Source organism: Kitasatospora sp. NPDC034533, from assembly GCF_055575155.1.
This window is the reverse complement of record NZ_JBVITE010000018.1, coordinates 78108-98187: the sequence shown is the minus strand read 5'-3', so window position 1 is coordinate 98187 and position 20080 is coordinate 78108. Positions and strand designations below refer to the sequence as shown.

The window sequence follows — 20080 nt, the reverse complement described above, 5'->3', positions numbered from 1 at the left end:
GTGTTACGCATGGCCTTCGTGTCGCGGGTCACACCACCTGGCGCCCGCGGCCCGGGGCCGCTTCCATCATCGCTCACCCCCGAATCAGTTTATTTGTCATGAGCAAGCAATGCTCGCGGCCGGTGCGGCCCGGTGCGCCGCCACGGCGATCGGCCCGGTCGTGCCGACTCCGGAACCCGTTTCCACCCCGAGCGGGTCTACCGGGCCTACCGGGCCTTTGCGGGCCAGGCTCTTCCGGGCCAGGCCGTTACGGCTCCGGCCGCCCGGGGCCGCGTCGCGGCAGCATGCGGAGGCCCTCCGGCTGCGCCGCGCGGTGCGGCCGGAGGGCCTGGCGGAGCGGGCCGCCACGGTAAGGCGCCTCCGCTCGTCTGAACAGCCCGTTCAGTGCTCCCGGGGCGCGGGGACGGACGGCTCGATCTCGGGATGGACCGTGAGCAGCGCCCGCATCGCGGCCTCTGCCGCGGTGCCGTCGCCGGCGCCCAGCGCGTCCACCAGCCGGGCGTGCAGGCCGACCGAGGACTCCGAGGGCCGCTCGCAGGAGATCGCCGGACCGCCCGACACCTGGAGGGCACAGGCGACGATCCCGGACAGGTGCTCCAGCATCCGGTTGCCGGCCATCTGGAGGACCAGGCCGTGCAGCTCGGCGTCGGCCCGGGTGTACGTGGAGAGGTCGGCCTGGGAGGCGGCGTGGCCCATGATCTCGACCAGCTCGGCCAGGCGCTGCTGGACGTCCTCCCGGCCGTGACCGGCGGCGAGCCGGGCGGCCAGCGGGTCGATCGCCCAGCGGAGCTCGAACAGCTCCCGGCGCTGCTCGTCCCGCTGCGGGCCGAAGGCACGCCACTCGATGATGTCCGGGTCCAGCAGGTTCCAGTCGCCGACCGGGCGGACCCGGGTGCCGACGTTGGGCCGGGCGCTGACCAGACCCTTGGCCTCCAGGACGCGCAGCGACTCGCGGACGACGGTCCGGGAGACCTCGAACCGCTGGCCGATCTCCTCGGGCACCAGCGGGCGGTCGGCACCGAGGTCGCCGGAGACGATCATCTGGCCCAGCTGCTGGACCAGCTGGCCGTGCAGACCGCGGCCGCGGCTGCTGGTGGTCTTGCGGCCGACGCGGGAGATGTCGGACTCGGCGCCCTCCCAGCGGGGCGCCGGCGGGGTCGGCCGGTCGGCGTACGAGAAGCGGTCCAGGTCGCCGGGGCCGTGGATGGGCCCTTCGGCGGAACGGGCGGGGGTCATGGTGGGGTGCGCAAGGGTACTCACGCCTCCTTTGTCGGCGATCGGCTGGCGTGGCTTGAGAATTCTCGTGAAAAGCACACGAAAGGGTGATCGGCCGTGACTGGATAATTGACTTCTTATCAGGAAGAAACGCGCATTGCGGTCACTGCTGGCCGATCTTGGTGAGGCGGGGCGGGGCCGTGCCAGGAGGCGTCATCGAATGGGCGGCGGGCCTTCCCGGGCGCCGTTCCGGGGGGTGTTGGACGTGACGGGCCGGTGCGCCCCGGCGGGGCACGGGCGGCGGGGACGGGGCGTGGGCCGCACGGGTGCGGGCGGCGGGGCGCTCTACAGGGCGCGGCGGCGGGCCTGGACCAGCAGGGCCGCGAGCAGCAGGCCCACGGCGGGTGTCGCGACCGCGGCGAGCAGTACCGGATCGCCCAGCGCCGCGGTCTCGGCCACCGCCTCGTGCGCCCCGCCGTAGACCTGGCCGTAGGACCACTCGATCCCTGGCTGGAACGGCAGCAGGTCCACCACCCGGCTCGGCCACGGCCTGCCGGTGTGGCGCAGCAGCAGGGCGACTCCGGACTCCAGCAGCGGCGGCATCGCGCACAGCAGCAGCACCCCGGCCGCGGCGCTGCGGGTCAGCGAGGCGGTGAGCACCCCGGTCCAGCCCGCCGCCACGGTCAGCAGCACGAAGGCCAGCAGCGCCGCGGGCACCCCGTGGCCGGCCGCCAGCCCCAGCGGGGCGAACACGCCCGGCAGGTCGGACAACCCGGACAGCCCCGCGTCGGCCAGCGCCCCGGCGACCCGGTCCGACAGCGCGTCGGGGTCCGTCCAGGCGGCCACGGTGACGCCGTCCGGCAGTGCGAGGTGCACCGCGACCGTGTCGAGCAGCACGGTGGCCAGTGCCAGCAGCGCCGCCGCCGGACCGGTCACCAGCAGCTTGGCCAGCAGCAGCCGCACCCGGCGCGGGTACGACACCTGCGAGGCCGGCAGGCCCGGGTGGCGCACCTCGTGCCCGTACGCGAGCGCGCCCAGCACTCCGGCGCCGAGGGCGGCGAACGGCAGGGGGGCCAGCGGGACGGCGGCGGTCAGCAGCCGCACCCCGACGGCGCCGGCCAGCGGGCCGTCCGGGGGGATCCGGCTCGCCAGGACGGCGGCCACGACGGCGTCGCCGAGCAGCACGGCGGCGAGCAGCAGCCAGGTGGAGGGCAGGCCGCACAGGCGGCGCAGCTCGTAGGCCAGGACACGCACGGTTCACTCGCTCCGGTGGTCGTCGGGGGTGGCAGGAACGGCGGGGGACGCGGGGGGCTGGGTGGCGGGCTGGGCGGGCTGGGTGGCGGGGGGCGCGGGTGACAGGGCGACCGAGGAGGCGGGCTGGGCGGCAGGGGGCAGGGCAGCGGGCGTGCTCGGGGCGCGGCGGAGGCGGACGGTGTCGTCGGTGAGCAGGTCTTCGGTGCCGATCCGGCGGCCCTGAGCGCGGCTCCGCACGGACGCCTCGGCCGGGAGCGGATCGTCCCGGAAGAGCCGGTCGACGGCCACGGTGGGGGCTGGTTCGCCGCTGCCTGAACCGTTCTGCGGGCTCCGCTCGGGCCGACGGGCGGCGGGTGCGGGCCGACGCGCGGGCGCGCCGAGCACGGGGAGGCCCGCTGCGTGGAGGGAGGCGGTGTCGAGGGAGTCCGTGAGGGGCACGGCGGGCAGGGCCCGCAGGGGCAGGGAGCCGCCGTCCTGGGAACGGCGGGGCGCCGGACGATTCGCGGCGAGGGCACCCTCGGTGGCGGGGGTGGGGGCAGTCGCGGGAGCGAGGGCGGGAGCGGAGGCAGGGGCAGGTGTGGGAGCGGGCGTCGGTGGGTGCGGGGGCGATGGCGGAGTGACCGGTTCGGCCGGGGCGGGGACCGTCGGCGGCTCGGCCGGGGTCGTCACGGCCTCGGCGGGGGCGGGATCGACGGGGACGGGATCGACGGCCGGGTCGGGGGCCCGATCGACGGCTGACGGCGTCTCCGGCTCCTGCTCCGGAGCCAGGCCCGGACCCGGGTCGGCCTCGGACGCCGGGTGGAGGCTGCCGGAGCGGCCCGAGCCGACCGGCAGGGCCACGCGCGGCACCGGCTGCTCGACCACCCGGTCGGCCAGCTCGTGCAGCAGGATCCCGTGACGGTAGGCGAGTTCACCGATCTCGGTGCGGTCGATGCCGGCCACGGAGAGCCCCACGCTGCCGTCCCGGCGGACCTCGGCTCCCTGGCTGACCAGCAGGTCCGCCAGCCGCGCCATCTGCGGCCCCCGGACGGCCACTTCGGGGCTGAGCCTGGTCCGCCGGAACTCCTCGACCGACTGGTCGGCCACCATGCGGCCGCGGTCCAGGGTGACCACCCGGTCGGCGAGCTGCGAGGCCTCCTGCGGGGTACGGGTGGTCACCAGGACCGTCCCCCCGGCGGCGCCGAAGGAGCGCAGGAAGGCGTGGAACCACTCGACGTTGCGCGGCGACAGTCCCTCCGCAGGGCCGTCCAGCAGCAGCGTGCCGGGATCGCCGAGCAGGGCGACGGCCAGGGCCAGGCGGCGGTGCATGCCCGGCGAGAAGGTGCGCAGTCGCTGCCCGGAGACGCCGGCCAGCCGGATCTGCTCCAGCAGCTCGTCGGCCCGCCGGACCGGGACTCCGACGGCCGCGGCGAGCATCCGCAGATGGCTTCGCGCCGTGCGGCCCGGGTGCCCGGCCACCGCGGCAGCGCCCTGCACGGGGCGGGGCAGCAGCACACCCACCTCGCGCTCGGGGTGGCGGATCCTGCGGTAGGGGCGGCCGTCGAAGAGCGTGACGCCCTGGCCGCGTTCGAGTTCGAGCATCAGCCGCAGCGCGGTGGACTTCCCCGCCCCCTCCGCGCCGAGCAGCGCGGTCACCGTTCCGGGCCGGGCGTCGAAGGTCAGATCGAGCACGGCCGGCGGAGCGTCCTTGCGATAGACCTTGGTCAGTCCGGTGATCTGGATCATCGCTGGCTGCTCCCATGCCCTCGGCCGACCTGCTCGACGCGGAGCGCCCCCTGACGGGCGGGCGCGCACCCGCGCGGCTCCGCGCCAGCACATTAGGGGGCGGCGACGGCTATTCCGGGCATTACGGGAACGGCACGGGCCCGCCGACTGCCCACCTCACCCGATCAGGGGACAATCCGATCCTGCGATTCACGGGTGGCCGGTCCGGTGCGGGGGCTTCGGCCGAGCTGCGAGGTCGCCCGGTGCCGGTGCCGGTGTCGGTGCCATCGGGCGGAGGGATACGGGCGCCAGGGTCGGACGGGGCCGGGCGGAAGGGCTTCGTGCGGGATGCTGCCGACGGGTGCCGGGCCGGATCCGATGGAGGGGCGGGCGCGATCGCTACTGCGGGGGCCAAGGCGGCACCGGGAGTCGCTCGCCGCCGCACGCCGCGCGGAACTCGTCGACGGCGGCCCGGCCCTGGAGGGCGGTCTCTCCCAGTCGTTCCCGTTCCTCGGCCAACCGTTCCCGCACGGCGGCGATCGTCTCCGGCGCCGCCGCCTCGGCCTCCAATGCCGCCAGCTCCTTCTCCGTACCGGTGGTGATCTCGTCGAGGCTCTGGTAGTCCGCCGCCAGCCTCTCGACGAGAGTTCGCCGGGCGGCGCAGTCCTGAATGGCCATCGCGGGCTCCCTGGGGCCGGTCCGGGCCTCCGGCCCTGTGGTCGGAGCGTCCACCGACACTCTGCGCCGCCGTCCCCCTGTCCGCAGCCAGGCCAGGGCGTTCGGCTGCCCGGTCACCGGGGTGGGCCGAGCCGGGGCCGGGCGGGTCGGGTCGGAGTCGCGGCCAGCTCGACGGGCCTGGGCCGCAACCGGGGCGAGCGCAGGCCCGGTGCCCGACGGCGGAGCGGCGCGGCACGGCGGAGGGCCTGCGGGAGCCGACGGGCCTCGCGGTGGCTCAGGACTCCGGGCGGAGCATGGGCGGGTTGAGGACGGTCGCGCCGCCGGCGGTGAACAGCTGGGCTGGGCGGCCCCCCTGACGAGTCGTCGTGCCACCGGAGGGCAGCAGGAAACCTGGGGTGCCGGTGACCTTGCGGTGGAAGTTCCGCGGGTCCAGCACCACTCCCCAGACCGCCTCGTAGACCCGGCGCAGCTCACCGACGGTGAACTCGGGCGGGCAGAAGGCGGTGGCGAGGGAGGAGTACTCGATCTTGGAGCGGGCGCGCTCGACACCGTCGGCCAGGATCAGGCCGTGGTCGAAGGCGAGCGGGACGCCGTCGGCCGGGTTCTCGCCGAGGAGTTCGCCGACCGGGGCCCAGCGCGCTCCGCTGGCGTCGCCACCGGCGCGGGGCGTCGGCAGGTCCGGGGCGAGCACCAGGTAGGCGACACTGACCACCCGCATCCGCGGGTCCCGCTGCGGGTGGCCGTAGGTGGCGAGCTGCTCCAGGTGCGCGCCGGCCGCGCCGGGGCCGACCACGTCGTGACCGGGGGTGGTGTGGGCGCGCAGACCGGTCTCCTCGGCCAGTTCGCGGGAGGCGGCCTCGGCCAGGCCCTCGTCCGGGCGGACGAAGCCGCCGGGCAGTGCCCAGTACCCCTGGAACGGTGGCTCTCCTCGTCTGACCAGCAGGGCACAGAGCGAGTGGTCGCGCACCGTCAGCACCACCAGGTCAACCGTGACAGCGAAGGGCGGAAAGGCCGACGGATCGTAACGCGACATGGTCACGATCATAGTCGTCTCTCTGACGATAAGCACAGGCCCGTACATGGACCGTACAAGGTCGGTGCCCCACCGAAACCGGTTCGGGCAAGGTTCGCGCAGGGGTGAGCACGGCGCCGGTAGCCGGGCACTGGCGGCCGGGCACTGGCGGCCGGGCACCGGTGACCAGGTGCGGTGACCAGGTGCCGGTGACTGGGTGTCACCGGCACCTGGGCCGGATGCGCGGCGGCGGGCTCAGCGGGCGACGAGTTGCAGGTCCGTGGACGCCTCCTCCACCATCGCCACGCCGATCCGGCTCACCCGGACGGAGAAGGGCTCGCCCGCCACCCGCAGGCCGGTCAGCTCCAGCTCGCCGAGCGGCGCGGTGCTGGCCGGGCGAACCAGAACCCGGCCGCCCGGGGCGTCGGGCCGGACCCCGGCGAGGGAGAACACCGCGTGCACGGCACCGGCCGCGGAGACCGCCGCCGGGCGGCAGGCGGCCGGGTGCGGCACCGGCGGGCAACCGGGGGTGCGCTGCTCCCCCGCGTACATCTCCGGCAGCCGCCCCTCGAAGTGGGCACCCGCGGCGAGCAGGCCCTCCAGCAGGGTGCCGGCCTCGTTCTCGTGGCCGGCCTCGGCCAGTCCGGCGACCGCCAACGCCGTCTCGTGGACCCGCACCGCGCCGCCGCGGTGGCCGAGCGGGTTGAAGCGGGGGGACTTGGCGCTCAGGGTGCGCAGGCCCCAGCCGCTGTCGAGCTCCGGTGCGACCAGGCGCTGGGCGAGCAGCCTGGTCTGCTCGCGGTCGAGCAGGCTCTCGTGGCGGCCACCGTCGACGGCCAGCCCGGTGTCCAGCAGGTGCACCAGGGAGGAGGCCACGGCGGGCAGCGGCTGTCCGCCCGGCGCCAGCCCGGCCGCGGGGCGGCCGCCGGACAGGTCGTCGATCCAGAACCGCTCGCGGAAGCGCCCGCGCAGCCCGGCGGCCCAGTCACGCCACTCCTCGGCGCCCGGCCGTCCGAAGGCCTCCAGCAGCTCGGCCCCGTGCAGGGCGGCGCGGTGGGCCTGCGCCTGGACCTCGGCGCGGGCGGCGACCGGGTGGGCGGAGCGCTCCTCGGCCGGGCGGCTGAGGTCGGTCACGAAGCCGTCCACCAGGCCCTCGCGCAGGGCGGCCAGTGCCCGCTCCGCGGCCGGGAGCAGTTCGGTCGCCTCCGCCCGGGGCAGGCCCCAGCGCCAGGCCTCGGCCAGCACCGTGACGAACAGCAAGGTCGCCTCGGTGGCGGTGCAGGTGGGCGGTAGCTCGGGACCCCCGTGGCGCAGGGCGCCGGGCAGCAGGCCCTCGGTACGGCCCGGGGCGGCCGGCTGCTGACGGCGGGCCAGTGCCCGGAGGGTGCCGGCCGCCAGCCGGGTGCCGAGCGGCAGGGTCAGCCGGGCGGCCCAGAGCGCGTCGGCCGGGGCGAGGCCGAAGCGCCAGGGCGCGCCGGAGGCCGGATAGAGGTCGATCGGGCGGTCCGGGTCGGCGAACAGCAGCCCGCCGAGGGCGTCCAGCGAGCGGGAGACCAGCAGGGCGGCCCGGGCGTCGTCGCTGCGGACCTCGGGCTCGGACCAGGGCAGCGGGACACCGGTGCCGCGTCCGCCCGGCGGACGCGGGCCGGTGGCGGCGCTCTCCAGCTCGGTGTGCAGTTCGACCGACCAGCGGGCGCCGGGCTGGACCTCCAGGTCCCAGCGGAGCACTCCGGCACCGGCCAGGACGGCGTGCGGGGAGGGCTGGGCGCTGACCACCGCGCTGTGCACCGGCCCCGCCCAGCGCAGCCCGGCGGACTGCACCTGGCCCGGCAGGTCGGGCTGGCGGTATCCGGCGGCGATCTCGGCGACCGGGCCGAGGTCGGTGCCGAGGGCTATCTCCAGCGGCAGCCGGGCGGGCCGCGGACCGGTGTTGCGCACGACCACCGTCTCCACGCCGTCCGCGTGGCGCAGCCGCTCGACGGTGAGCGCCGGGTCGGGGTCGAGGTCTCCGGGGAGGCGGACGGCACCGAGGAAGCGGGCCTGGGCGGTGCTGGTCAGGCCGCCCTGGAGCGGCAGCGGCTCCATGCCGCCCAGCCGCAGCTCCATGCGGGCGAGCACCCGGACGCCGTTGCGGAAGAAGCCGTTCAGACCGTGGCCGCGCAACTGGCCGTCGGGGCCGGAGGCGGCCATCGCCGGGGCGTTGACACAGATGACCGCGTGGTGGACGGCGGGCGGCTGCGGGCGCGGCGGGGCTGCGGGCCGGCCCTGGCCGACGGGTGCGCCCGCCGGACCGGCGGCCGGGCCCTGGTCGGGACGGCCCACCAGTCTGGGCGGCGCGCCGACCACGCTCTCGGCCGGCATGGCCTGTGGTGGCCTCATGGCGGTCACCGGACTCTCCTCCCCTCGGCGGTCCGGTGGCCGGGTCAGGCCGGTGGGCCGCGAGCATGCTCGATCGCGTGCTGATGGTGCCGGGCCGGCGGGGTGCCCCGTCGGCGGGTGTGCCGTGCCTGGCCGTACCCGGTGGCGGGTCGTGCCATGCGGTGCTCGGTACCGGGCCGGTACCGGCGCGCCGCGCCTTCGTTCCGGGGACCGCCACCGCGTCGGGCGTGCCGTCAGGTCCGGCGCCCCGGCCTACCGGTGACGCCCTTCCCCCTGGCCGCGCTCGCCGGACCGTCCGCCCCCGCAGGGGTGACCGTACGTGGTGCCGCAGACGGCCGCAGCCGTCGCGGACCGCCGCCGGCGCCCGGGCGGCCTTTCCGCACCGCCCGGAGTTCGGTCCGCCCGAGCCGGGCGATGGCCCCCGAAGTCAACGCCGCGCACCAGCACCAGGTCACGCACCGCTGCTGCGCCGCTGGTCGGGCGGCTCCGCCGGGCGGTCCTGCCGCTTCCGCCGGAACGTCACCGGGGCCTCACTGCGGGCGCGTCACCATCCACCGTCCAGGGCAGGGGACCTGCCGTCCGGGCCGTCGCGGAACCGACTCGGGCCCAGCGCCGGCCGGTGTCGGCTGTCCGATCGACGGACCATGCCGTCGAACCGGTGCTCGACCGCCGCCAGGATACGGTGCGGGGGTCGCGGCCCCCGCACCCGGTGACCCCGTGAACCGCGACGCCACCGCTGTGACCAGCAGAGACCGAGGAGTTGCATGTCCACCATCAGCCGGCTGCCCGGGATTGTCACGACCGACCACGTCTTCGAGCTGCCGCTCGACCACTCCGCCCCTCAGGGCGAGCAGATCGAGGTGTACGCCCGAGAGGTGGTGGCCGCCGGCCGCGAGCGGGACGACCTGCCCTGGCTGGTCTTCCTCCAGGGCGGGCCCGGCGGCAAGGCCGCCAGGCCGCTGGGCCGGGACGCCTGGCTGGACCGCGCCCTGGACGACTACCGGGTGCTCCTGCTCGACCAGCGCGGGACCGGGCGGTCCACCCCCGCGACCCGGCAGACCCTCGCCCGGCGCGGCGGCCCGCAGGAGCAGGCGGACTACCTGGCCCACTTCCGCGCGGACTCGATCGTCCGGGACGCCGAGCTGATCCGTGAGCGGCTGCTCGGCGCCGACCGCCGCTGGAGCGTGCTCGGCCAGAGCTTCGGCGGCTTCTGCACCCTCACCTACCTCTCCATCGCGCCCGAGGGCCTGACCGAGGCCTTCATCACTGGCGGCCTCGCCGGGCTCGGCAGCTCGGCCGACGACGTCTACCGCGCCGCCTACCCGCGCGTGGTCGGCAAGAACGAGGGCCACTACGCCCGGTTCCCGCAGGACGTCGAGGCGGTGCGCCGGATCGCCGCCCACCTCGCCGACTCCCCGGCGACCCTGCCGGACGGCGGCCGGCTCACCGTCGAGGCGTTCCAGGCCCTGGGCATGCTGCTCGGCGGCGGCAGCGGCTCCGGCACGCTCCACTACCTGCTGGAGGAGGCCTGGGTGGAGGGCACGGCCGGGCCCGAACTCTCCGACACCTTCCTGGCCGGTGCCCAGGCCCAGCTCTCCTTCGCGAGCGGCCCGCTCTACGCGGTGCTGCACGAGTCGATCTACGGCCAGCGGTCGGTGGACCAGGGCGGCACCGCCTGGGCCGCCGAGCGGGTCCGCAAGGAGTTCCCGCAGTTCGACGCCCGGGCAGCACTGGAGTCCGGCGCTCCGGTGCTGTTCACGGGGGAGATGATCTACCCCTGGATGTTCGACACCGACCCGGCGCTGCGCCCGCTGAAGGAGACCGCGGAACTGCTCGCCGCCCGCACCGACTGGCCCGACCTGTACGACCGGGCGCGGCTGGCCGCCAACACCGTGCCGGTCGTCGCGGCCGTGTACCACGACGACATGTACGTGGACACCGCCGACTCGCTGGAGACCGCCCGCGCGGTGCGCGGCCTGCGGACCTGGATCACCAACGAGTGGGAGCACGACGGCCTTCGGGTGAGCGGCGGAAAGGTGCTGGACCGCCTGATCAAAATGGCGCACGGCGAGGCGTAGCGGACGACGGGCCGGTACGGCGGCGCGCGGCGGCTCAGTGCGCACGGTGGCCTCCTCTCGTCGCCCGCCGAACGCCCCGGCAGCGATGGAGCCCGGTACGGGCGGCGGCGTGCGCGCCCGCCACCCGGCCGAGCCGCAGGCCCCGGGCGGACCGCTCCCCGGCCGCCGGGGTGTGCCCGGGCACCGCGGCCCGCCCGGGTACCCGCAGCAGGGCGACGGCCCCGCCGGTGCCGCCGCCCGGCTCCGGGCCTTCGGAGCCGCCCGGGGCGCCCGGCCCGTGCTCGGTCGGCGCCGTCTTGGTGTACGAGCCCTTCCGGCGGCCGCCCCGCCGGTGCCGCCGTCCTCCGGAGGACCGTCCGGGCCGCTCCCCCGAGGCCCCGTCGGCCCCGGGGCCGGTTGCGACGGCGGGGCCGGGGGCCGCCTCGCCCGGGGACGGCACTCCTCCGGCGGGCGGCTCCTCGGCACCGGGCGCTCCGCCCGTGGTGGACGGCGGCCCGCCCTCCGGTGCCGGCGTGATCCCGGGCCCCTCGCGCCGCCGTCGTTGGGCCTCGACCGCGGCCAGCAGGCCCTGCGGTGTCATGCCGTCGTTGAGCGACTCGTAGAGCAGTTCGGCCAGCAGGTACCCCGGGGCGAGCCGCAGGACGTGGCCGAGCACGACCCGGGCCGTCGCCGTGTCCCCGGCGACCCAGGACGTCCAGGCCAGCAGGGTGAGCGGGGCCACCGCGCAGCCCTCGTACGGCGGCACGGCCCGCCGGGCGAGGAAGCGCCAGAGCCGCTCGGCCGGGGCCAGCTCGGCGGGCCGGGCGTACTCGACGCCGCGGTCCCTCACCAGGCGGTCTCGCAGGGCGAGCAGCAGTTGGGCCGTCCGGTCCGCGTCGAGCTCCCTGGCGCCGGCCCTGAACTCGGCGACGGCCTGGTCGAGCAGGCCGATGCGCTGTTCCCGGGAGGGGGCGTCCAGGGACTCGGCCCGGGCGAGCGCCTCGCGCTGGGCGGCGTCCTGCGGCGGGCCGACCGGCTCCAGCCCGCCGATGATCGCCTTCCGGCTGCCGCGCGGCACCAGGCCGGCCACCGTCGCGGCGGCGCCCGCCGGACCGGGATCGGGACCGCGCCGCACCGGATTGCCCGCAGGATCGCAGCACCCGTCGCCGCGGCAGAGGAAGGACCACCAGCGGCCGTCCGAGACGCACAGCGACTCCTTGACGGCCACGCCCCGGCGCCCGAAGGCCGCCCGGAGGGCCTGCGCCAGCGGCTGCAGCCCGTCCACCACCGGTGGGGCGTGGGGCGCGCCGGAATCCCGGCAGAGGTAGAGGAGCACCTGGAGCGGCCGGGCGCCGTGCCGCTCGGACAGGGCCAGCAGCAGGGCCGCCGTCTCCTCCGCGGCGGCCGGCCACTGCGCGGGCGACTGCGGCAGGTCCGCCCGGATCACCCCGCCCTGGTGCAGGCCGGGGCCGTGCAGCCCCACCGCGACGATGCTGTCGTCGGGGTAGAAGCCGAGGAAATAGGGGAGCAGCTCGGCCATGTCGGCCGGACCGCGCATGACGACCGGCCGGTGATCGGAGGCCGGACCGAGGGACAGAATGACGTGTTCGTTGTTCATCGCGTTCATGGCCGTAAGACTGGACCCGATCCGCGAGCGGCGCGGAAACTTCTTTTTTCCTGTGGATAACCCGGCCCCCGAATTTCTCTTCACTCGTTCGGAGTACGCGAAACTCGCTCTCGCGAGTGGAATTTGACTTCCGTTCAGTGGACCGGCGAATGAAATACACCCCGCCTTCCCCCGCCTCCGCTCCCCCGCATTCGCCGCTTGTCGGAGGGAGGGGGTTACATGGACGCCATGCAGCAGCCCGACACCCACACCACCGCCACCGCCGACCGCGCCGAGGTCCGGGCGCGGGCCGAGGCCGTCCTGCGCGAGCTCGCCGGCCCCGGAGCCACCCTGCGCGAGGACCAGTGGACGGCGATCGAGGCCCTCGTGGTCGACCGCCGCCGCGCCCTCGTCGTCCAGCGCACCGGCTGGGGCAAGTCCGCGGTCTACTTCATCGCCACCGCCCTGCTCCGGGCCCGCGGTGCCGGGCCGACGGTGATCGTGTCGCCGCTGCTCGCCCTGATGCGCAACCAGGTCGAGTCGGCGGGCCGGGCCGGCATCCACGCCCGCACCATCAACTCGGCCAACACCGACGAGTGGGCTGGGGTCCAGGAGGAGGTCGCCGCCGGGAAGGTCGACATCCTGCTGGTCAGCCCCGAGCGACTGAACAATCCGGACTTCCGCGACCAGGTGCTGCCCGAGCTCGCCGCCTCCACCGGCCTGCTGGTGGTCGACGAGGCCCACTGCATCTCGGACTGGGGGCACGACTTCCGCCCCGACTACCGCCGACTGCGCACCATGCTCGCGGACCTGCCGCCCGGCGTCCCCGTGCTGGCCACCACCGCCACGGCCAACGCCCGGGTCACCGCGGACGTCGCCGAGCAGCTGGGCACCGGCGCCACCGACGAGCACGCCCTGGTGCTGCGCGGCCCGCTCGACCGGGAGAGCCTCACCCTGGGCGTGCTCTCCCTGCCCGACCCTGCCCACCGCCTCGCCTGGCTGGCCGACCACCTCGACCGGCTCCCCGGCTCGGGCATCGTCTACACCCTGACGGTGGCCGCCGCCGAGGAGGTGACCGCCTTCCTGCGCGAGCGCGGCTTCCCGGTGGCCTCCTACTCCGGCCGCACCGAGGACGCCGAGCGCCGCACCGCCGAGGCCGACCTGCTGGCCAACCGGGTCAAGGCGCTGGTCGCCACCTCCGCGCTCGGCATGGGCTTCGACAAGCCCGACCTCGGCTTCGTGGTGCACCTCGGCTCGCCCAGCTCGCCGATCGCCTACTACCAGCAGGTCGGCCGGGCCGGGCGAGGCGTGGACCGGGCCGAGGTGCTGCTGCTGCCCGGGCGCGAGGACGAGGCGATCTGGCGCTACTTCGCCTCGCTGGCCTTCCCGCCGGAGGAACAGGTGCGCCGCACCATCGACGCGTTGGCCGAGGCCGGGCGGCCGCTCTCCACCGCTGCCCTGGAACCCCGGGTGGACCTGCGCCGGGCCCGGCTGGAGACCATGCTCAAGGTGCTCGACGTGGACGGCGCCGTCCGCCGGGTCAAGGGTGGCTGGACGGCCACCGGGCAGAGCTGGGAGTACGACACCGCCCGCTACGCCAAGGTCGCCGCCTCCCGGGAGGCGGAACAGCGGGCGATGCGCGAGTATGCGGCGGGCACCGGCTGCCGGATGGAGTTCCTGCGCCGGCAGCTGGACGACGAGCAGGCCGCGCCGTGCGGCCGGTGCGACAACTGCGCGGGGCCGCTGCACACCCCGGACGTCTCCGCCGAGGCGCTGGCCGCCGCCCGGGCCGCGCTCGGCCGCCCGGGCCTGAGCTTCGAGCCGCGTCGGCTCTGGCCCACCGGGATGGACGCGCTCGGGGTGCCGCTCAAGGGGCGGATCCCTGCGGACGAGCAGGCGGAGACGGGCCGGGCGCTGGGCCGGCTGTCGGACATCGGCTGGGGCAACCGGCTGCGCGCCCTGCTCGCCGACCAGGCACCGGACGTGCCGGTGCCCGGCGAAGCGGTGGACGCGCTGGTGGCGGTGCTCGCCGACTGGGCCCGCGGTCCGGGTGGTTGGGCCGGTCCCGCCACGGCGGAAGGCACCCGGCTGGAACGGCCCGTCGGCGTGGTGGCCATGGCCTCCTCGACCAGGCCCCAGCTGGTCGGCAGCCTCGGCGCGCGGATCGCCGAGATCGGCCGGCTGCCACTGCTCGGCCGCATCGAGTACGCCGGCGGCCTGCCGCCGCACGGCGCCCGCAGCAACAGCGCCCAGCGCCTGCACTCCCTGGCCGGCGCGCTGGTCCTGCCCCCGGAGCTGGAACGGGCGGTCGCGGCCGCCGGCGGGCCGGTGCTGCTGGTGGACGACCTCGTCGACTCCGGATGGACGGTGACCGTGGCCGCGCGACTGCTGCGCCGGGCGGGAGCGAGCGCGGTACTGCCGCTGGTGCTGGCCGTGCAGGGGTGACGGAGCGGCGGAAAGCCGCCACGGGAGCCGTTCGCTTCACCCGAACGGCCTAACGGAAAGGATCAGGCGAAGCGATTTCCATCACACCGGTCGAACGGCTCGGGAAAGGAGCGCCCCTCATGTCGATGACGGTTCACCCTGCCCTCAGGGCGTTGTGGATCAAGGCCCTGAGGCGACTCGCCGCCGTTCGCGCCGCTGTGGAACATATCCGACAGACCATGGGCTATCGGGTGGCGTTCGTAATTTCATCATTGCCGCCCCACCCCCGATGCCCCGAGAATTGGGAGGTACCCGAAACCCGGTCCGCTGGACCCGTCCTTCGGCGCACCCAGGCACCCGCCTGCCCACGGGCCAGGAAGGAGGATCGTGATCAACGGCATCGACCGAGGTCAGAATCCCTTCTCCGGGAGTCCCGAACCCAGACGGGTGCTGGACCTGGAGACCTGGGCCGCCTCGGGGATCCCGTTGCTGCGCGAACCCCGCGAGTTCGTCCTGGAGCTGCACCAGCGCCACCTGCCCCAGCCCGGCACCGTCGTGGTCACCGTGCTGGACGCGCTCCACCACGTCGCCGCCTCGGCCTCGTTCACCCCGTGGCCGCACCACACCGACGGGTGGCAGCACCGCAACGCCCTGCTGGCGCACCTGCGCCGGATCATCCCGCACGACCTGCGACTGCCCGAGCCGACTCGGACGGCCGTGCTGCTGCGCTGCCGCGACGGCGCACCGGGCTGGACGGAGCAGGACGGCGCCTGGATGTGGGCCCTGCGGGACGCGTCCGTACTGCACGGACTGCGCTGCGGCGCGTACATCGGACTCACCCCGGCGGGCTGGCAGGTCCTCGGGGACGGTCGGGGCGGACGCAAGCCGCACGCGGGCTCCTGGGCGGAGGGGCCGGTGCACACCGTGACGGAACTGCCGCCGCGCTCCGCGCTCGACGCCCCGCGCGGCCAGCGCACCCGCCAACCGGCGGCCGAGCAGGCCACGTCCGGCGAGGACTCGGCGCGCTCCCCGCAGTCCGAGCCCCCATGGGGGCCGGCACGGGTCGCAGCGGCCGAACCGACCCGCCGCACCGGCACGCGCTGAGTCCACGGCAACGTCGGTCCTGCCGGACTGCCAGGCCTCCGAACGCGCCGGCCCAGCCGGAGCGCGACCGTCACGGCCGTCAGCCGTCGCCGACCAGCCAACCCCCGGCCGGACCGACCACCGACCGGACCGACCGCTGTCGACCGCCCGCCGACCAACAACCGCCGACTAACAACCGCCGACCGCCGCAGGACGGACCTCGGGCCCGGCACCGTACGGCGGCACCGGGCCCGAACTGGACGGCTGTGATCAGGCCTTGACCGGGCGGGCCGCCGCGGCTCCGGCGGAGCCCGCGGCAGCGGGCCCGGCGTCACCGCAGACCACCAGCAGCGCGGTCGCGTGGCCGAGCGCCTTGGTGTACGCCTCGGCGGCCCGGGCGGACGGTCCGCCGTTGACCACCAGGACGACCACCTGGCGGCTGACCGGACGGGTCAGTGCGGCGTCCGCGTAGAACACGTCCCCACCCTCGGTGAGCTGCGCCCAGTAGCGCTCCTCACCGAAGGAGAGTTCGTGCTGCTGCCAGGGGTGTGCCTCGCCGACCGTCAGCACCAGGATGTCGCCCGGGTTGCGGCCGGACTCCAACAGCAGGTCGACCGCGTCATCGGCGCGCTCCACCGCCTGCGCCGGGGTGGCGGCGATCCGCTGGACCTCCACCTGCGGCGCGGCGGAGGCCGGGCGGCGCGGTGCCGGCCCGGGCTTGGGGATCAGTCGCGGCGGCCCCGGGCGGGCGGCGCGCGGCGGGGCCGGGCGCGGGGACGCCGAGCGGGGGCCGGGCACCGGAGCCGGGGCGGCGGCGGTGGTGGTGGGTGCGGTGGCGGGGGCTTGTGCGTCCGACTCGCGGGGGAAGGGAACGCCGGGGCCCGGGAGGCTCTCGTGAATCTCCGGCTCCTCGGGGAAGACAGGCATACCCGGATATCTATCAAATGCCGGTGGGGGTGCGCACGGGTACCCCACCCATTGGGCGCCGGTCCACTCCCACCCCCTGCCGGGGCAATTCCAGACGGACCGTCAGAAACCGAGCGCCAACTGTTCGTCGGCGGACCCCTGGGCGCCCCCCGCGCCCTCCCGAACGCGCTTGAGATGACTCCACTTCGACAGTCCGTCCATGTACGCCCAGGAGAGCCGGTGGTGCCCGGTGGGGCCGTACTCCTCCAGCGCCGCTCGGTGCACCGGGGACGGATAGCCGGCGTTGTCGGCGAAGCCGTACTCCGGGCACCCCTCGCCCAGTTCGGCCATCAGGCCGTCACGGTGGACCTTGGCGAGCACCGAGGCGGCGGAGACGCAGATGCAGGACTGGTCGCCCTTGATCACCGTGCGCACCCGCCACGGGCCGCCCAGGTAGTCGTGCTTGCCGTCGAGGATGACCGCGTCGGGTTGGACCGGCAGCGCCTCCAGCGCGCGGACCGCCGCCAGCCGCAGCGCCGCCGTCATGCCGAGCTCGTCGCACTCCTGCGCCGAGGCCTGCCCGAGCGCGTACGCGGTGACCCAGTCGGCGAGGACCGGGGCGAGCGCGCGGCGGCGCAGTTCGGTGAGCAGCTTGGAGTCGGTCAGCCCCTCCGGCGCCCTGCGAAGGCCCGTGACGGCCGCGCCGACGGTGACCGGTCCGGCCCAGGCGCCGCGCCCCACTTCGTCGAGACCGACGACGATCTTGGCGCCGGCCCGGCGGAGCGAGCGTTCGACGGAGTGGGTCGGCGGGACGATGGGCATGGCGAATTCCGTTCAGCTGGACAGCCTCCAGCCTAAGCCCGCCCCACGGCCGCCGTGTCCGCCTCCCCGGGCAAGCGGCGGTCGGCCCGGCTCCGGGCGGGCCCGAGGCTGCCGAACACGCCCGGAGCCGGCTTCCCCCACCCGAGGCCAGCGCCTCGGACCCCCGCCTCGAACCCTGCTCCGAACCCGCGCCCCAAGCCAACACACCGGTCCGGCGCCATCCGACACACCGGTCCGGCACCCCGAAAAGGGCGTCCCCGGGTCCGCCTCAGCCGTCCCCGCGCGCCCGGATCATCGGCTCCAGCACCTCGTCCACCAGCCTGCCGGCGAAGTCCGGACCCAGGTTCTCCAGCCCGCGGATCTTGACCTGGTAGAGCATCATCGCCGGGATGACGTCCGCCACCAGCGGGGTGGCCGCGCCGGGCCGGACGTCGCCGCGTTCGGCGCCGCGCCGCAGGATCTCCAGGATGGTCCGCGCGGTCGGCTCGATGACCCGGTCGGCGATGAAGCCCTTGAAGACCTCGGCCCGCTCGTGGTCGATCTCACCCATGATCGCATTGAGCGCGGTGCCCGCCCGTGAGGCCATCGCCCCGGTGAACCCCTCGATGAGCCGGCGGAGTTCATCGCGGGCGGACCCGAGGTCGGGGGTGGCGTAAGGGTCCGGAAGCGTGGCGTCCAGGGCGTCGAGGACGAGCTCGTCCTTGGAGGCCCAGCGCCGGTAGAGCGCGGCCTTTCCGGTTCGCGCCGCGCTGGCGACCCCCTCCATGGTGAGCCGCGCGTATCCGCCGGAGGTGAGCTGGTCGAGCGCGGCTTCGAAGATCGCGCTCTCCAACTCCTTCCCCCGACGCCGCGCCGGCCGCGTCAGGACCTGGCGGGCGGCCCGCACCGGGCACAGGGCGGCCTCCTCACCCGGCTCCGCCCCCACCCCCGCCTCCCCGGGAACCGTCCCCTCAGGCAGCGCAGCCACCTCCTCCGACCCCTGCCTCTGCCCCCGCCCGCGCCCTGGCAGGTCCGGCATGGGGCTCTCCACCGAGTCCGGCGCCGAGTGCGACGCCGAACCCACCATCAGCCCCTGCCCCTGCCCCTGCCCCTGCCCCACGATCGAACCGGCCGGCGACCGACCAAACCGGTCCGCCACCAGGCGCCGCACCAACCGCTCCATCGCCACCACCCTTAAGGAACGCTTGCGTTCACAATCCCGGCCAGGATATCGTCCGGATTAGTGAACGATCCCGTTCCTTCCAGGCCTGCGCAAGGGCGCAGCGCCATGCCCGGGCCGACGAATCCCGCGGCCCCGCACCACCGAGCACATAGCCAGCAGGGGGCACATTCGTGGCTATCTCCGACACGCTCAGCAAGAACCCACCACCGCGGACGAGCCAGGGGCGGGGCAAGGGCATCACCCTGACCGTCATCGCGGCCACCCAGCTCATGGTGGTCCTCGACGCCACCATCGTGAACATCGCACTCCCGCACATCAGGGACGCCCTGAACTTCTCGACCACCGACCTGTCGTGGGTGATCAACGCCTACACGCTGACCTTCGGCGGGCTGCTACTGCTCGGCGGTCGCGCGGGTGACATCCTCGGCCGCCGGCGGGTGTTCATCTTCGGCACCCTGCTGTTCGGCCTGGCCTCGCTGCTCGGCGGCTTCGCGCAGGACAGCGGGCTGCTGCTGGCCGCCCGCGCGCTCCAGGGCATCGGTGGCGCGATCTGTTCCCCGACGGCGTTCGCCCTGATCGCCACCAACTTCGACGAAGGCCCGGAACGCAACCGGGCGTTCGGTGTGTTCTCGGCGGTGGCCGGCTCGGGTGCCGCGATCGGCCTGCTGGCCGGCGGTCTGCTCACCGAGTACCTGAACTGGCGCTGGGTGTTCTTCGTCAACGTGCCGATCGCGATCCTGATCGCGATCGCCGCGCCGCGCTACATCGCCGAGTCCGAGCGCCACCCCGGCCGCTTCGACCTGCCCGGAGCGTTCACCTCCACGGTCGGCCTGGTCGGCCTGGTCTACGGGTTCATCCGGGCCGCCTCGGACGGCTGGTCGGACGGCATCACGCTCGGCTCCTTCGCGGCCGGCGCGATCCTGCTCGCCGCCTTCCTCGTGGTCGAGAGGCGCACCGACCAGCCGATCACCCCGATGCACCTGTTCGCCGATCGCAACCGCACCGGCGGCCTGGTGATGATGCTCTGCCTGGCCGCGGCCATGTTCGGCATCTTCTTCTACGTCGTGCTGTTCGTGCAGGGCCCGCTCGGCTACAGCCCGCTGAAGGCCGGCGTCTCCTTCCTCCCGATCAGCGTCTCGATCGTCGTCGCCGCGCAGATCGCCTCCAACCTCCAGGCCAAGTACGGCCCGAAGCCGTTCATGGCGGGCGGCGCGCTGCTGGTCACCGTCGGTCTCACCTGGCTGACCCAGATGAGCAAGGACAGCGGCTACCTGGACGGGGTGCTCGGCCCCACGGTGGTGTTCGGCTTCGGCATGGGCCTGATCTTCGTCCCGGTGATGCTGATCGCCGTCGCGGGCGTCCCGGCCGAGGAGACCGGCGCCGCCTCCGGTCTGCTCAACTCGATGCAGCAGATCGGCGGTTCACTCGGGCTGTCGATCCTGACCACGGTCTTCGCGCACTACGCCACGGCCGAGGCCACCGCGCAGCTGCCGAAGTTCCTGGAGACCGCGAAGCCCGAGCAGCTCGCCTACTTCCAGCAGCACCACGAGTTCCCGACGGGCACGGACGCCGCCAACACCGTGCTCACCCAGGGGATCTCGCACGGCTTCATCGTGGGCGCCGCGCTCGCGGCGGTCGCCCTGCTGGTCGCGGTCTTCGTGATCAAGGCCAAGGCCAGCGACCTGCCGAGCGGCTCCTCCGCCGTCGCGATGCACTGACGCCGCCGGACAGGGACGCCACCTCACGCGAACGTCAGCGCGCACGGCCATCAGCGCGCG

General features: G+C 75.2%; 14 protein-coding genes. 4 read left to right on the top strand and 10 right to left on the bottom strand.

From position 1 onward, the window contains the following. Positions 1–381: 381 nt before the first annotated feature. The 6 genes from ACZ55U_RS15995 to ACZ55U_RS15970 form a co-directional block, all read right to left on the bottom strand. Positions 382–1314: a FadR/GntR family transcriptional regulator gene (locus ACZ55U_RS15995; RefSeq protein WP_465526655.1), complete on the bottom strand. Its 933-nt coding sequence runs from the start codon at positions 1312–1314 to the stop codon at positions 382–384. Between the two features lie 246 nt (positions 1315–1560). Beyond that, positions 1561–2469, bottom strand: coding sequence for a hypothetical protein (locus ACZ55U_RS15990; protein ID WP_465526653.1), 909 nt, complete (start codon positions 2467–2469; stop codon positions 1561–1563). Positions 2470–2472: 3 nt separating this feature from the next. Beyond that, positions 2473–4194: an ABC transporter ATP-binding protein gene (locus tag ACZ55U_RS15985; protein ID WP_465526651.1), complete on the bottom strand. Its 1722-nt coding sequence runs from the start codon at positions 4192–4194 to the stop codon at positions 2473–2475. Positions 4195–4572: 378 nt separating this feature from the next. Beyond that, positions 4573–4851, bottom strand: coding sequence for a hypothetical protein (locus ACZ55U_RS15980; RefSeq protein ID WP_465526649.1), 279 nt, complete (start codon positions 4849–4851; stop codon positions 4573–4575). A gap of 274 nt (positions 4852–5125) precedes the next feature. Further along, positions 5126–5884: an NUDIX hydrolase gene (locus tag ACZ55U_RS15975; RefSeq protein WP_465526647.1), complete on the bottom strand. Its 759-nt coding sequence runs from the start codon at positions 5882–5884 to the stop codon at positions 5126–5128. A gap of 234 nt (positions 5885–6118) precedes the next feature. Then, positions 6119–8242 carry a glycogen debranching N-terminal domain-containing protein gene (locus ACZ55U_RS15970; RefSeq protein WP_465526708.1) on the bottom strand — a complete coding sequence of 708 codons (2124 nt, stop codon included), beginning with the start codon at positions 8240–8242 and terminating at the stop codon, positions 6119–6121. Between the two features lie 764 nt (positions 8243–9006). On the opposite strand from ACZ55U_RS15970, the gene ACZ55U_RS15965 reads away from it, so the two are divergent. Continuing rightward, positions 9007–10320: an alpha/beta fold hydrolase gene (locus ACZ55U_RS15965; RefSeq protein WP_465526645.1), complete on the top strand. Its 1314-nt coding sequence runs from the start codon at positions 9007–9009 to the stop codon at positions 10318–10320. Between the two features lie 34 nt (positions 10321–10354). On the opposite strand, the gene ACZ55U_RS15960 is transcribed toward ACZ55U_RS15965, so the two are convergent. Continuing rightward, a complete protein-coding gene (locus tag ACZ55U_RS15960) occupies positions 10355–11926 on the bottom strand; it encodes a DUF4192 domain-containing protein (protein ID WP_465526643.1) in 1572 nt (523 codons plus the stop codon). Positions 11927–12154: 228 nt separating this feature from the next. On the opposite strand from ACZ55U_RS15960, the gene ACZ55U_RS15955 reads away from it, so the two are divergent. Both ACZ55U_RS15955 and ACZ55U_RS15950 read left to right on the top strand, forming a co-directional pair. Further along, entirely contained in the window at positions 12155–14350 is a 2196-nt protein-coding gene (locus ACZ55U_RS15955) for a RecQ family ATP-dependent DNA helicase (RefSeq protein ID WP_465526706.1), read from the top strand. 366 nt (positions 14351–14716) lie between these two features. Further along, on the top strand, positions 14717–15433 hold the full coding sequence (locus ACZ55U_RS15950; protein WP_465526641.1) for a hypothetical protein: 717 nt from the start codon (positions 14717–14719) through the stop codon (positions 15431–15433). A 249-nt stretch (positions 15434–15682) separates the two neighbouring features. Here ACZ55U_RS15950 and ACZ55U_RS15945 read toward each other — a convergent pair whose 3' ends face one another. From ACZ55U_RS15945 to ACZ55U_RS15935, 3 genes are all read right to left on the bottom strand, one after another. Then, on the bottom strand, positions 15683–16339 hold the full coding sequence (locus ACZ55U_RS15945; RefSeq protein ID WP_465526639.1) for a hypothetical protein: 657 nt from the start codon (positions 16337–16339) through the stop codon (positions 15683–15685). A 102-nt stretch (positions 16340–16441) separates the two neighbouring features. Continuing rightward, positions 16442–17140: a ribonuclease HII gene (locus ACZ55U_RS15940; protein WP_465526637.1), complete on the bottom strand. Its 699-nt coding sequence runs from the start codon at positions 17138–17140 to the stop codon at positions 16442–16444. A gap of 268 nt (positions 17141–17408) precedes the next feature. Further along, the gene (locus ACZ55U_RS15935) at positions 17409–18107 is read right to left on the bottom strand and encodes a TetR/AcrR family transcriptional regulator (protein ID WP_465526635.1); all 699 of its coding nucleotides are present in this window, start codon (positions 18105–18107) and stop codon (positions 17409–17411) included. Positions 18108–18472: 365 nt separating this feature from the next. On the opposite strand from ACZ55U_RS15935, the gene ACZ55U_RS15930 reads away from it, so the two are divergent. Further along, entirely contained in the window at positions 18473–20020 is a 1548-nt protein-coding gene (locus ACZ55U_RS15930; RefSeq protein ID WP_465526633.1) for an MFS transporter, read from the top strand. The last annotated feature ends 60 nt before the right edge of the window (positions 20021–20080 follow it).